The following is a 13,530-nucleotide window of genomic DNA, read 5'->3' on the forward strand; positions in this document are numbered from 1 at the left end:
TCGCCCAGCAAAGACTGCTTGGTAATCGGCAACTCCTGCAATTCAGGCGAATCCACAGAAGTTGTATCAAGAAGGGAGCGTAGTCTACCGGAAAGCCCCTTTCAGCTCAAATCCAGATCTTGGCTTCCTGGCGTCCAGATCAATTGCCAACTGCCATCAGCCTGTGCATCGAGCCCGGCAAGGTTGGCCACCGCCAGCAATTGCTCGCCCTGGTAGAGCAGCGGCAATCGGCCGCGAACGAACGCCGGCACGCCCTTTTCATTGAGCAAACGCTTGAGGTCACGGTGACCACGCCCCGCTAACGCCAGCACCTCGCCGCCTTGACGATAGCGCACACTAAGCGGCCCCGCAGGCGGTGTGCCGTCGAGCACCACCCGGCCATTGCCCGGCAAGCGCTGCGCAACCGCCGGATCTGCCCAGTCGACGCTGCCTGGCAACGAACATAGCCAGTGGTCGGATAACCACCAGACCCGCCCGGCGGCGCGGTGCAGCTCGCCACCGGCCAGGCGCCAGATCGGCCGGGCGTCGTCGGCGGCATCGCGCAACGAGTCCCAGCCCGACCAGTGATCGGTGTCGGGCAGCAGGGTCAGTGGTGCCAGCCAGTGGCTCAAGGCGTTGCGCTGACGGGCCGGCGACAACGCCCGCAAAGGCGCCAGCGCCAGGGATTGCAGTCCGAGCCAGTCGAACGCACCCGCAGTCGCGGCCTGGGCCAGGTCGATTCGCGCCAGATCGTCCAGCAGACCTTGGGCCTCCCCCATGTGCGCAGCGCTGCGAGCCAGGGTCACCGAAGCTTGGGGCCACTGCTCGGCCAGCACTGGAAAAACCCGCTGGCGCAGGTAATTGCGCGCGTACCGTTGGTCGTCGTTGGACGGGTCTTCGATCCAGCTCAAGCCTTGTTGCCTCGCATAAGCCTCCAGCTCCGCCCGGGACACATCGAGTAACGGCCGCAGCAAATGCCCCTGACCCAAAGGACGCTGCCGCGGCATCGCCGCCAACCCCTTCACCCCCGCCCCCCTTAGCAGACGAAACAGCAGGGTTTCAGCCTGGTCATCGCGATGCTGGGCAGTGAGCAGCACTTCGTTGCCGTGGATCGCCGCGACAAAGGCCGCGTAACGCGCCTCCCGGGCGGCACGCTCGACACTGGCACCGGGGCGCACTTGCACAGTCACCACATCCAGCGGCACGCCCAGAGCCGCGCAGACCGAGCGGCAATGGCCCGGCCACGCCTCAGCCACAGCCTGGAGGCCGTGATGCACATGGATAGCACTCAGTGCGGGCAAGGGTTGGCGTTGCGAAAGCGTCGCCAGCAGGTGCAGCAGGACGGTGGAGTCGAGGCCGCCGGAGAAGGCGATGCGCCAGGTGGCGGCGTTGCGCCAGGGAATGAGTTGAGTAAGCAGGCGGCTTGGCAGATCGTTGCTTGGGTTCATGGGTTTCAGCCTTGGCACAAATCAAATGTGGGAGCGGGCTTGCTCTCGAAGGCGGTGAATCAGTCAACACATGGGTTGAATGTTAAACCGCTTTCGCGAGCAAGCCCGCTCCCACATTGGCTCCCCACAACTGCTGGAAGCTTGGTCAGATCAGAGGCCGTAGCTCATCAAGCGCTCGTAGCGACGAGCCAGCAGCGCTTCGTTGTCGAACTTCTTGAGCATCGACAACTGCGAGCTCAGCTCGGCACGAATCAGCGCCGCCGCTGCAGCCGGGTCACGGTGAGCGCCGCCGACTGGCTCGTTGATCACTTTGTCGACGATGCCCAGGCCTTTGAGACGCTCGGCGGTAATACCCATGGCCTCAGCGGCATCCGGCGCCTTCTCGGCAGTTTTCCACAGGATCGAGGCGCAGCCTTCCGGCGAGATCACCGCATAGGTGGAATATTGCAGCATGTTCAAGTGGTCGCAGACACCGATGGCCAACGCACCGCCGGAACCACCTTCGCCGATTACGGTGGCGATGATCGGGGTTTTCAAGCGCGCCATGACGCGCAGGTTCCAGGCAATCGCTTCGCTCTGGTTGCGCTCTTCGGCGTCGATGCCCGGGTAGGCGCCCGGTGTGTCGATGAAGGTCAGGATCGGCATCTTGAAGCGCTCGGCCATTTCCATCAGGCGGCACGCCTTGCGGTAGCCTTCCGGACGCGGCATGCCGAAGTTGCGGCGCACCTTCTCGCGCACTTCGCGGCCTTTCTGATGGCCGATAACCATCACCGGTTGGTCGTCCAGGCGGGCGACACCGCCGACGATCGCGGCGTCGTCGGAGAAGTGACGGTCGCCATGTAGCTCATCGAACTCGGTGAAGATGTGGTCGATGTAGTCCAGGGTATAAGGACGACGTGGATGACGCGCCAGGCGGGCAATCTGCCAGCTGGTCAGCTTGCCGAAGATGTCTTCGGTCAGCGTGCGGCTTTTGTCCTGCAGACGAGAGATTTCATCGCCGATATTCAGCGAATTGTCATTACCGACCAAGCGCAACTCTTCGATCTTGGCTTGCAGGTCGGCGATCGGCTGTTCGAAATCTAGAAAATTCGGGTTCATAGGCGTCCGTCTTGGGTCGACGTCCAAAAGAGCTTGGGCCGGCCGGTTGTCTATTCGCGCCTACCTTAAGGGAGAGGCGCGTTCAGGTCGAGATTAAAAATTCAGGTCGAGATCAGGGGTATTCCGGTTTCAGGAATGGCCCCTGGCCGTCAACGGTATTGGAGGAAGACGTTGTCTTTGCCGAACTGGTCACGCAAGGCTTGAATCAACGCATCCGCCGGATCGATCCGCCAGCCTTCGCCGAACTGCAGCACAGCCTTGGCATCGGGGCGTACATACTCCATGGTGATCGGGCAGGCACCGCGATGGCGCTTGAACAATTCGCCCAACCAGCGTAGCTGATCGCCCTTGAGATCCTGGGTCTGCAACTTCAGGCGCAGGCTTTCAGCCAGGTTGGTACGGGCATCTTCCATGCTCATCACCCGTTTGACCCGCAGCCGCAGGCCACCGGAAAAATCATCGTTGCTGACCTCGCCTTCCACCACCACCATCGCATCGGTCTGCAACAGCGCCTGCGCCGAGTGGAACGCATCGGCGAACAATGAGGCCTCGATGCGCCCGGAGCGGTCGTCGAGGGTGATGAAGCCCATCTTGTCGCCCTTTTTGTTCTTCATCACCCGCAGGGCGATGATCATGCCGGCGACGGTTTGCGTGTCGCGCGCAGGCTTGAGGTCGATGATGCGCTGACGGGCGAAACGGCGGATCTCGCCTTCGTATTCGTCGATCGGGTGACCAGTGAGGTACAGGCCCAAGGTGTCTTTCTCACCCTTGAGGCGCTCCTTGAGGGTCAGCTCCTTGGCCTTGCGATGGTTGCCGTAGACATCGGCGTCTTCTTCGACGAACAACCCGCCAAACAAGTCGGCGTGGCCGCTGTCGTGGGTGCGGGCGGTCTGCTCGGCAGCCTTGATCGCCTCCTCCATCGCCGCCAGCAACACCGCGCGGTTGCGGTCGATGTTGGCCTGGTAGGCCTTGGGCTCATCCTGGAAGTAAGGCCCCAGCCGGTCCAGGGCACCACTGCGGATCAAACCGTCGAGGGTGCGCTTGTTGATGCGCTTGAGGTCAACCCGAGCGCAGAAATCGAACAGGTCCTTGAACGGCCCGTCCTGGCGCGCTTCGGTGATGGCCTCCACCGGTCCCTCGCCCACGCCCTTGATCGCACCCAGGCCATAGATGATGCGGCCTTCGTCGTTCACCGTGAACTTGAACTCCGAAGTGTTCACATCCGGTGCGTCGAGGCGCAGCTTCATGGTCCGCACTTCTTCGATCAAGGTCACGACCTTGTCGGTGTTGTGCATATCCGCCGAAAGCACGGCGGCCATGAACGGCGCCGGGTAGTGCGCCTTCAGCCACGCGGTCTGGTACGACACCAGGCCGTAGGCGGCGGAGTGGGATTTGTTGAAACCGTAGCCGGCGAATTTTTCCACCAGGTCGAAAATGTTACCGGCCAGGTCAGGGTCGATGCCGTTGGTCGCGCACCCCTCAATGAAACCGCCGCGTTGCTTGGCCATTTCCTCGGGCTTCTTCTTACCCATCGCCCGACGCAGCATGTCCGCACCGCCGAGGGTATAACCGGCCATGACCTGGGCAATCTGCATCACCTGTTCCTGATACAGGATGATGCCGTAGGTCGGTGCCAGCACCGGTTTCAAGCCTTCGTACTGATAATCCGAGTGCGGGTATGCCAGCTCGGCGCGGCCGTGCTTACGGTTGATGAAGTCATCCACCATGCCCGATTGCAGCGGACCCGGACGGAACAGGGCCACCAGTGCGATCAGGTCTTCCAGGCAGTCGGGCTTGAGCTTTTTGATCAGCTCCTTCATGCCCCGGGATTCAAGCTGGAACACCGCCGTGGTTTCGGCTTTTTGCAACAGGCTGTAGGTCGGCTTGTCATCCAGCGGGATGAAGGCAATGTCCAGCGGCTCTTCGCCGACCTTGGCCCGGTCGCGATTGATGGTTCTCAGCGCCCAGTCGATGATGGTCAGGGTTCGCAGACCAAGGAAGTCGAACTTCACCAGGCCCGCCGCCTCGACGTCATCCTTGTCGAACTGGGTCACCAGGCCGTCGCCTTCTTCGTCGCAATAAATCGGCGAGAAGTCAGTCAGTTTGGTCGGCGCGATCACCACGCCCCCGGCGTGCTTGCCGACGTTACGCACCACGCCTTCGAGCTTGCGGGCCATCTCCCAGATCTCTGCGGCTTCTTCGTCGACCTTGATGAAGTCCCGCAGGATCTCTTCCTGCTCGTAGGCTTTTTCCAGGGTCATGCCGACTTCGAACGGAATCATCTTCGACAGACGATCCGCCAAACCGTAGGACTTGCCCTGCACCCGCGCCACGTCGCGCACCACTGCCTTGGCGGCCATGGAACCGAAGGTGATGATCTGGCTCACGGCGTTGCGGCCATATTTCTCGGCCACGTAGTCGATCACCCGGTCGCGACCATCCATGCAGAAGTCGACGTCGAAGTCGGGCATGGAGACCCGTTCCGGGTTGAGGAAACGTTCGAACAGCAGGTCATATTCCAACGGGTCGAGGTCGGTGATCTTCTGCACATAGGCCACCAGCGACCCGGCACCCGATCCACGGCCAGGACCCACCGGCACGCCGTTGTTCTTGGCCCACTGGATAAAGTCCATCACGATCAGGAAGTAACCGGGAAAGCCCATCTGGATGATGATATCCAGCTCGAAATTCAACCGATCGACATAGACCTGGCGCTTGGCTTCGTAATCTTCGGTGGTGTCCTTGGGCAGCAGGACGCTGAGGCGCTCCTCGAGGCCGTCGAAGGACACCTTGCGGAAATACTCGTCGATGGTCATGCCATCGGGGATCGGGAAGTTGGGCAGGAAGTGTTTGCCCAGCTTCACTTCGATGTTGCAGCGCTTGGCGATCTCGACGGTGTTTTCCAGCGCCTCGGGCAGGTCGCTGAACAACTCGGCCATTTCCTCGGCGCTCTTGAGGTATTGCTGGTTGCTGTAGTTCTTCGACCGACGCGGATCGTCGAGGGCTCGGCCTTCACCGATACAGACGCGGGTTTCGTGGGCTTCGAAATCGTCCTGCTTGATGAACCGCACATCGTTGGTCGCCACCAGCGGCGCACCTATCTTGTCGGCCAGGGCCACGGCGGCATGCAGGTGCTCTTCGTCATTAGGACGATTAGTGCGCTGCACCTCGATGTAGAAGCGGTCAGGGAACACCGACATCCAGTCACGGGCCAGGGTCTCGGCTTCCTCGGGATTGCCACTGAGCAGGGCCAGGCCGATTTCACCCTCCTTGGCCGCCGACAGCATGATCAGCCCTTCACTGGCCTCGGCTACCCACTCGCGCTCGATGATGATCGAGCCGTTGCGCTGGCCATCGATAAAACCACGGGAGATCAGCTCAGTGAGGTTACGATAGCCCAGGGCGTTCATCACCAACAGGCTGATACGGCTCAGCGGTGCGTCCGGGTCCTTGTTCGACAGCCACAGGTCCGCGCCACAGATCGGCTTGATCCCGGCGCCCATGGCGGCCTTGTAGAACTTGACCAGCGAACACATGTTGTTCTGGTCGGTGACCGCCACGGCAGGCATGTTCATGCCCACCAGGGTCTTGACCAGGGGCTTGATCCGCACCAGACCGTCGACCAGGGAGTATTCAGTGTGCAGGCGTAGATGAACGAATGAAGCCGGCATAGTGATCCTGCGTTAAGTCATGAAAACAACAAGGCCCGGATTGTACCGGGCCGTGGGTAAAACATGTAGGAGCTGTCGAGCGAAGCGAGGCTGCGATCTTTCCACTGCCGATTGAGTCGAGAGTGAAAGATCAAGATCAAAAGATCGTCCGAACGCGGCCCGAGCCTTCGCCAGCTCCTACAGGGCACGGCAGGGCATCGCGACGCTTTCGCTAGATCCTTTCGATCAAGCCATCACGGGCTTCATAAGCCAGCCGCACCGGGGCGAACGAGCGCCGATGGATCGGCGTTGGCCCAAGGCGCGCCAGGGCCTCTAGATGAACGGGGGTCGGGTAACCCTTGTGGCCGCCGATGCCATAGCCCGGGTAAATCAATTCGAAGGCGGCCATTTCCCGGTCTCGACTGACCTTCGCCAGGATCGAGGCCGCCGCGATAGCCGGCACCTTGGCGTCGCCCTGGATCACCGCTTCGGCGCGCATCGACAGTTTCGGGCAGCGATTGCCATCGATCATCGCCAGTTTCGGCGTGATGTGCAGGCCCTGCACGGCACGCTGCATGGCGAGCATGGTGGCATGCAGGATATTGAGCTCATCGATTTCTTCGACTTCGGCCCGGGCGATGCACCAGCTCAGGGCTTTCTCGCAGATCTCGTCGTAAAGCTTTTCGCGACGGGCCTCAGTAAGTTTCTTCGAATCATTGAGGCCCAGGATCGGACGCTTCGGGTCGAGAATCACCGCCGCCGTCACCACCGCGCCGCACAACGGGCCGCGTCCCACTTCATCGACACCGGCCACCAACTCTTCCACTTCGGCGACCAGGTTGAAATCCAGGCCCATCTGTAGCTTTGAGTTGCTCATGGTTTTGCGCCAATCAGGGTCAATACCGCGTCAGCCGCCTGGTTGGAAGCATCACGCCGCAAGGTACGGTGGATTTCGTCAAAGCCCCGGGTCTGTTCCTCGCCGCCGTCGATCAAAGGCGACAGCGTGTTGGCCAGCGCCTCGGCGGTCGCCTCTTCCTGCAACAGCTCCGGCACCAACAAGCGCTGGGCCAACAGGTTCGGCAAGGACACGTAGGGGCTCTTGACCATGCGTTTGAGAATCCAGAACGTCAGCGGCGCCAGGCGATAGGCAACCACCATCGGGCGCTTATACAACAGCGCCTCAAGGGTTGCGGTGCCAGAGGCAATCAACACGGCATCGCAGGCCGCCAACGCTTCATGGGAACGGCCGTCGAGCAGCGTCACCGGCAAATCTCGGCCGACCAGCAACGCTTCCAACTGGGCGCGACGCTGCGCACTGGCACACGGCAGGACAAAACGTACACCGGGGCGCAGCGCCCGCAGGCGCTCGGCCGCGTCGAAAAACAAGCCGCCCAGGCGACTCACTTCGCCGCCTCGGCTGCCGGGCATCAAGGCCACCAGCGGCCCATCGGGCAGGCCCAACGCCTGGCGAGCCGCGTCGCGGTCGGCTTCCAGGGGAATGGTATCGGCCAGTGTGTGCCCGACAAAACGCACCGGTACGCCCTTCTCTTCGTAGAACTTGGCCTCGAACGGCAGCAGGGTCAGCATCAGGTCGCAACCTTCGCGTATCTTCAGCACCCGCTTCTGCCGCCAGGCCCAGACCGACGGGCTGACGTAATGCACGGTCTTAATACCGGCCTGACGTAACTTGAGTTCGATATTGAGGGTGAAATCCGGCGCATCGATGCCGATGAACACATCCGGTTTTTCATTGATCAGGGTCTGGATCAGCTTCTTGCGCCGGGCCAGCAGCTCACGCAGGCGACCGAGCACTTCCACCAGCCCCATTACCGACAGGCGTTCCATCGAAAAATAGGACGTCAGGCCCTCGGCCTCCATCAACGGCCCGCCGACCCCAATGAATTCGACAGCGGGATGCTGCGCCTTGAGCGCACGCATCAGACCGGCGCCCAGAATGTCACCGGAAGCCTCTCCCGCCACCAGTGCAACACGCAAATTAGCCATGGTCAGCGAGTGATGCCGCGGGTCGAAGACTGGATGGAATCACGGAAGATCGCGACTTCCGGGTATTGCGCCGAAGCCTCGGCCAGTTCGGCGAGTGCCTGCTCGACTGTCAGGCCCTGGCGATACACGACTTTGTAGGCGCGACGCAGCGCCGTAATCGCCTCTTCGCTGAAACCACGACGACGCATGCCTTCGAAGTTCATGCTGCGGGCTTCGGCCGGGTTGCCGAACACTGTGACATAGGCAGGGACATCCTTGCCGATGGCAGTGCCCATGCCAGAGAAACTGTGGGCGCCAATATGGCAATACTGGTGCACCAGGGTGAACCCTGACAGGATCGCCCAATCATCCACGTGCACATGGCCGGCCAGCGCAGTGTTATTGACCAGGATGCAATGGTTGCCAATCACGCTGTCATGGCCGATGTGCGCATAGGCCATGACCAGGTTGTGGTTGCCCAGGGTCGTTTCGCAGCGATCCTGAACGGTGCCACGGTGAATCGTCACGCCTTCGCGGATCACGTTGTGATCGCCGATGACCAGACGGGTTTCTTCACCTTTGTACTTGAGATCGGGCGTGTCCTCGCCTACCGAAGAAAACTGGTAGATGCGATTGTGCCGACCAATCCGGGTCGGTCCCTTGAGAATTACGTGGGGACCGATCACCGTACCCTCGCCGATTTCCACACCTGCGCCGACAATCGACCACGGGCCGACCTCGACATCGGCGGCCAAAACGGCCGTCGGATCGATGATTGCGCGAGGGTCAATCAAACTCATAGTTTGCGTTCCGCGCAGATGATTTCAGCGGAGCAGACTGGCTTGCCATCGACCGAAGCCTGGCATTCGAACTTCCAGATCTGGCGCTTGCAACTGATGAACGTGGCCTCGAGGATCAACTGATCGCCCGGGGTGACCGGCTGGCGGAAACGCAGCTTGTCGGAACCGACAAAGTAATAGAGCGTGCCGTCGGCAGGCTTTACGTCGAGCATTTTGAAACCAAGGATTCCGGCAGCCTGAGCCATCGCCTCGATGATCAATACACCCGGCATGATTGGATGCGCGGGGAAGTGGCCATTGAAGAACGGCTCGTTGATGCTGACATTCTTGTAGGCACGAATGCGCTTGCCTTCAACGTCCAGGTCCACCACCCGATCCACCAGCAGGAACGGGTAACGGTGAGGCAGGTATTCGCGAATCTCGTTGATGTCCATCATTTCGGGGGGAAGCCTATGTAAAGATTGGGAGCGCACGAGTGACGCGCACTCCGCTAGCAAATCAAGATGCCCTAACGGCTGTGCACACTTGATATGGAAATGGTATCAGCCATCAGATGAAGCATTACCGCCAGGGGTCACGTCCCCTACACGCTTTTCCATCTGTTTCAGGCGCCGTGCGATGTCGTCGAGCTGGCGGATACGCGCCGCGCTCTTGCGCCATTCGGCTGCCGGCTGCATGGCCGTACCGGAAGAGTAGGCACCTGGCTCGGTAATCGAGTGGGTCACCATGGTCATTCCGGTCAGGAACACGTTGTCACAGATATCGATATGGCCCACCAGCCCCACACCACCGGCGAGCATGCAGTGCTTGCCGATCTTGGTGCTGCCAGAGATGCCCACGCAGGCGGCCATGGCGGTGTGATCACCAACCTGGACGTTGTGGGCGATCTGGATCTGGTTGTCGAGCTTGACGCCATTGCCAATGACCGTGTCGGCCAGGGCACCGCGGTCGATCGCGGTGTTGACGCCAATCTCCACGTCATCACCAATGGTGACGCCGCCGATCTGAGCAATTTTCTGCCAGATGCCTTTCTCGTTGGCAAAACCGAACCCTTCACCGCCCAGCACCGCGCCGGACTGAATCACCACCCGCTTGCCGATGCGCACATCGTGATACAGGGTGACCCGTGGTGCCAGCCAACCGCCTTCGCCGATCTCGCTGCGCGCGCCAATGACACAATGGGCACCCAGCGTGACGCCGGCACCGATACGGGCCGCACTTTCGATGACCACAAATGGGCCGACGCTGGCCGTGGGGTCAACCACGGCATCCGTCGCGATCACGGCGCTGGGGTGAATACCGGCAGCCGATTTTGGCTTGGGGTCGAACAGATGGGAGATACGAGCATACGCCAGGTACGGATCGGGCACGATCAGGGCATCGCCGGCAAACCCATCGGCATCAGCGGCCTTGAGCAACAGCGCGGCAGCCCGGCTGTCGGCCAGGTACTTGCGGTATTGAGGATTTGCCAGAAAGCTCAACTGAGCTGGGCCAGCCTCTTGCAAAGTGGCTAGCCCAGTAATTGCCTTCTCCGGGTCGCCACGCAGGGTGGCGCCGAGGAACTCGGCCAACTGGCCGAGCTTGATAGTCGCTGTCATGGATTACTTCAGCTGATTCATGCGCTCGATTACTTGGCGCGTGATGTCGTATTGAGGCTTGACATCGATTACTGCACCACGCTCGAACACCAGGTCAAAACCACCTTTCTTGATGACCGCTTCCACGGCGCTGTCGAGTTTCGGCTTGAGTTGCTTGAGCATTTCGCGGTCGGCAACAGCTTTCGCTTCGTTCAGCTCCTTGGACTGGAACTGGAAGTCACGAGCCTTTTGCTTGAATTCAAGCTCCAGACGCTCGCGCTCGCCCTGGGCCATCTTGTCGCCACCGGCTACCAGACGATCCTGAATGCCCTTGGCGCTGCTTTCCAGGCCTTTAAGCTTGGTCAGTTGCGGGCCGAATTTCTTCTCCGCATCCACGGCGTATTTCTTCGCCGCGTCGGATTCCAGCAGGGCCATCTGATAATTCAGAACGGCGATCTTCATGTCGGCAAAAGCCGGACCGGCGACCAGTACGGTTGCCAGGAGAACCAATTGAGTCAACTTACGCACGATGCACTCCTACAAAATCCGTTGTCGTTATCTTGGGTCAGACGCTTAGAACGTCTGGCCGAGGGAGAATTGGAACACTTGGGTTTCAGCGTCATCCGGTTTCTTGATCGGCATCGCCAATGCAAAGCTCAAGGGACCCAGCGCGGTGACCCAGGTCACACCCACACCGACGGAACTGGCCAGGTTGCTCAGACTGATGTCGTTGCACTTTGTATTGGACTTGCTGCCGTTGGCGTTGGTGGTGTTGTTGCAACTGGAGTCGAAAACGTTACCCACGTCCCAGAATACCGAGGTGCGCAAAGAGCGTTGATCCTTGACGAACGGCAACGGGAACAGGATCTCGGCACCGCCCTGAATAAGGACGTTGCCACCGAATGGTAGTGGATCCTGGTCCGGGTCTTTAATAGTCCCTGGGTTGGTACCCTGGCTAGGCGAACTGCGCGGACCCAAGGTACTGTCCTTGAAGCCACGCACCGAGTTGAAACCACCGGCGTAGTAGTTCTCGTAGAACGGCAGGCCGTCGGTCGAACCGTAACCGTCACCGTACCCCAGCTCGGTATGCAGGCGCATGGTGTAGTTGTCGGTCAACGGCTGGAACAGTTGGCCACGATAGTCGAGCTTGAAGAACGACAGGTCGCTGCCAGGCGTAGTCGCTTCCAGAACCAGGCTCTGGGAATGACCACGGGTCGCCAGCACGCCCTTGTTCAGGGTCGACTCGGACCAACCGGCAGACGCCTTGAAGTTCAGGTAGTTGTCGCCTTCCTTATTAACGAAGTCAAAAATCTCATCGACGGTGTAGCGGCCGGTGTTGATCTTGTCCTGCTGGGCAGTGAGGCCGAAGGTCAAGCGCGAAGTCTCGCTGATCGGGTAGCCCACGTTGGCGCCCACACCGAAACTGTCCACCGCATAGCTGGAGATATCAGAGTCCAGTTCGTCATAGTCGGTGGTGCGGTAGAAGGCGTTGTAGCCCAGGCTCACACCGTCCGCGGTCCAGTAGGGGTCCACGAAGCCGAAGTTGTAGCGGGTCTGGTATTCGCTGCGGGTCAAGCCGACGCTGACCTTGTTACCGGTTCCCAGGAAGTTGTTCTGGGTGATCGAGCCACCGAGGATCAGGCCGGCGCTCTGGGCGAAACCGACACTGGCGGTGATCGAGCCGGAAGCCTGCTCTTCGACGCTGTAGTTCACATCGACCTGGTCATCGACGCCCGGTACAGCCGGTGTCTCGACGTTGACTTCCTTGAAGAAGCCCAGGCGCTCCAGGCGGGTCTTGGACTGGTCGATCAGGTAGGTCGACGCCCAGCCACCTTCCATCTGGCGCATCTCACGGCGCAGCACTTCGTCCTCGGACTTAGTGTTGCCACGGAAGTTGATACGGTTGACGTAGGCACGCTTGCCCGGGTCCACGGCGAAGGTGATGTCGACGGTATGGTCGTCATCGTGCGGCTGTGGCACGCCGTTGACGTTGGCGAAGGTGTAGCCCTCGTTACCCAGGCGACGGGTGATCAGCTCGGACGTGGTGGTCATCAGCTTGCGCGAGAACACCTGGCCCTTCTGCACCAGCAGCAGCGACTTGACCTGGTCTTCAGGTACCTTCAGGTCACCGCTGAGCTTGACGTCACGAACGGTGTACTTCTCGCCTTCGTTGATGTTGACGGTGATGTAGACGTGCTTCTTGTCCGGGGTGATGGACACCTGGGTCGAAGCGATGTCCATGTTGATATAGCCGCGGTCCAGGTAGTAGGAACGCAGGCGCTCCAGGTCACCGGAGAGCTTTTCACGGGCGTACTTGTCGTCGTTCTTGAAGAACGACAGCCAGTTGCTGGTCTTGAGCTCGAACAGGTCGATCAGGTCTTCGTCAGGGAAAACCGTGTTGCCCACCACGTTGATGTGCTGGATGGCCGCCACGGTGCCTTCGTTGATATTGACCTTCAGGCCGACGCGGTTACGCGGCTGCGGCACCACTTCGGTGTCGACGGTGGCCGAGTAGCGGCCCTGGGCAACGTACTGGCGTTGCAGCTCGTTACGTACACCTTCGAGGGTGGCACGCTGGAAGATCTCGCCTTCGGCCAGGCCGGATTGCTTGAGGCCCTTCATCAGGTCTTCGGTGGAGATCGCCTTGTTGCCTTCGATCTCGATACTGGCGACCGACGGGCGCTCGACAACGGTGATGACCAGGACATTGCCGTCACGACCCAGTTGGATATCTTGAAAGAAGCCGGTCTTGAACAGCGCACGCGTGGATTCCACCAGGCGCCGATCATCCGCCTGCTCGCCGACGTTCAACGGCAAGGCACCAAAGACGCTACCCGCGGAGACCCGCTGGAGGCCATTGACGCGAATATCAGAGATAGTGAAGGACTCGGCGTGAACTTCGGCGATCATCAATACGGTGAGAACCGCAGTTAGCAGCAGACGTTTCATGAAGTCCTTTCTTATTCCAACTGGCAATAAACAAACTGCCGCAAAA

The 13,530-nt window shown here is 60.4% G+C and carries 10 protein-coding genes; all 10 read right to left on the bottom strand.

Annotated features, from left to right (window positions below):
• Window positions 1-101: 101 nt before the first annotated feature.
• Window positions 102-1,427, bottom strand: a complete 1,326-nt coding sequence (gene tilS / locus AACY31_RS03935; protein WP_339476250.1) for a tRNA lysidine(34) synthetase TilS — start codon at window positions 1,425-1,427, stop codon at window positions 102-104.
• A 150-nt stretch (window positions 1,428-1,577) separates the two neighbouring features.
• Window positions 1,578-2,525, bottom strand: coding sequence for an acetyl-CoA carboxylase carboxyltransferase subunit alpha (locus AACY31_RS03940; protein WP_339476252.1), 948 nt, complete (start codon window positions 2,523-2,525; stop codon window positions 1,578-1,580).
• 149 nt (window positions 2,526-2,674) lie between these two features.
• Entirely contained in the window at window positions 2,675-6,196 is a 3,522-nt protein-coding gene (dnaE, locus tag AACY31_RS03945) for a DNA polymerase III subunit alpha (protein WP_339476255.1), read from the bottom strand.
• A 211-nt stretch (window positions 6,197-6,407) separates the two neighbouring features.
• The gene (gene rnhB / locus AACY31_RS03950) at window positions 6,408-7,052 is read right to left on the bottom strand and encodes a ribonuclease HII (protein WP_057451690.1); all 645 of its coding nucleotides are present in this window, start codon (window positions 7,050-7,052) and stop codon (window positions 6,408-6,410) included.
• A complete protein-coding gene (lpxB, locus tag AACY31_RS03955; RefSeq protein ID WP_339503887.1) occupies window positions 7,049-8,179 on the bottom strand; it encodes a lipid-A-disaccharide synthase in 1,131 nt (376 codons plus the stop codon). Before lpxB ends, rnhB begins: the two co-directional genes overlap by 4 nt.
• A 2-nt stretch (window positions 8,180-8,181) precedes the next feature.
• Entirely contained in the window at window positions 8,182-8,958 is a 777-nt protein-coding gene (gene lpxA / locus AACY31_RS03960) for an acyl-ACP--UDP-N-acetylglucosamine O-acyltransferase (protein WP_339476263.1), read from the bottom strand.
• The gene (fabZ, locus tag AACY31_RS03965; protein WP_339476265.1) at window positions 8,955-9,395 is read right to left on the bottom strand and encodes a 3-hydroxyacyl-ACP dehydratase FabZ; all 441 of its coding nucleotides are present in this window, start codon (window positions 9,393-9,395) and stop codon (window positions 8,955-8,957) included. Before fabZ ends, lpxA begins: the two co-directional genes overlap by 4 nt.
• A 105-nt stretch (window positions 9,396-9,500) precedes the next feature.
• Window positions 9,501-10,556, bottom strand: a complete 1,056-nt coding sequence (gene lpxD, locus AACY31_RS03970) for a UDP-3-O-(3-hydroxymyristoyl)glucosamine N-acyltransferase (protein WP_339492263.1) — start codon at window positions 10,554-10,556, stop codon at window positions 9,501-9,503.
• A gap of 3 nt (window positions 10,557-10,559) precedes the next feature.
• Window positions 10,560-11,063: an OmpH family outer membrane protein gene (locus tag AACY31_RS03975; RefSeq protein WP_339476273.1), complete on the bottom strand. Its 504-nt coding sequence runs from the start codon at window positions 11,061-11,063 to the stop codon at window positions 10,560-10,562.
• Window positions 11,064-11,108: 45 nt separating this feature from the next.
• A complete protein-coding gene (gene bamA, locus AACY31_RS03980) occupies window positions 11,109-13,484 on the bottom strand; it encodes an outer membrane protein assembly factor BamA (RefSeq protein ID WP_339476275.1) in 2,376 nt (791 codons plus the stop codon).
• Between the last annotated feature and the right edge of the window lie 46 nt (window positions 13,485-13,530).

The sequence above is a fragment of the Pseudomonas sp. RL_105y_Pfl2_101 genome (assembly GCF_963970585.1).
In the GTDB taxonomy this organism is placed as follows: Bacteria; Pseudomonadota; Gammaproteobacteria; order Pseudomonadales; family Pseudomonadaceae; genus Aquipseudomonas.

Bases quoted from the DNA above. Each gene is read 5' to 3' on its own strand.
- tilS (WP_339476250.1), bottom strand. From the start codon at position 1,427: ATGAACCCAAGCAACGATCTGCCAAGCCGCCTGCTTACTCAACTCATT.
- AACY31_RS03940 (WP_339476252.1), bottom strand. From the start codon at position 2,525: ATGAACCCGAATTTTCTAGATTTCGAACAGCCGATCGCCGACCTGCAA.
- dnaE (WP_339476255.1), bottom strand. From the start codon at position 6,196: ATGCCGGCTTCATTCGTTCATCTACGCCTGCACACTGAATACTCCCTG.
- rnhB (WP_057451690.1), bottom strand. From the start codon at position 7,052: ATGAGCAACTCAAAGCTACAGATGGGCCTGGATTTCAACCTGGTCGCC.
- lpxB (WP_339503887.1), bottom strand. From the start codon at position 8,179: ATGGCTAATTTGCGTGTTGCACTGGTGGCGGGAGAGGCTTCCGGTGAC.
- lpxA (WP_339476263.1), bottom strand. From the start codon at position 8,958: ATGAGTTTGATTGACCCTCGCGCAATCATCGATCCGACGGCCGTTTTG.
- fabZ (WP_339476265.1), bottom strand. From the start codon at position 9,395: ATGATGGACATCAACGAGATTCGCGAATACCTGCCTCACCGTTACCCG.
- lpxD (WP_339492263.1), bottom strand. From the start codon at position 10,556: ATGACAGCGACTATCAAGCTCGGCCAGTTGGCCGAGTTCCTCGGCGCC.
- bamA (WP_339476275.1), bottom strand. From the start codon at position 13,484: ATGAAACGTCTGCTGCTAACTGCGGTTCTCACCGTATTGATGATCGCC.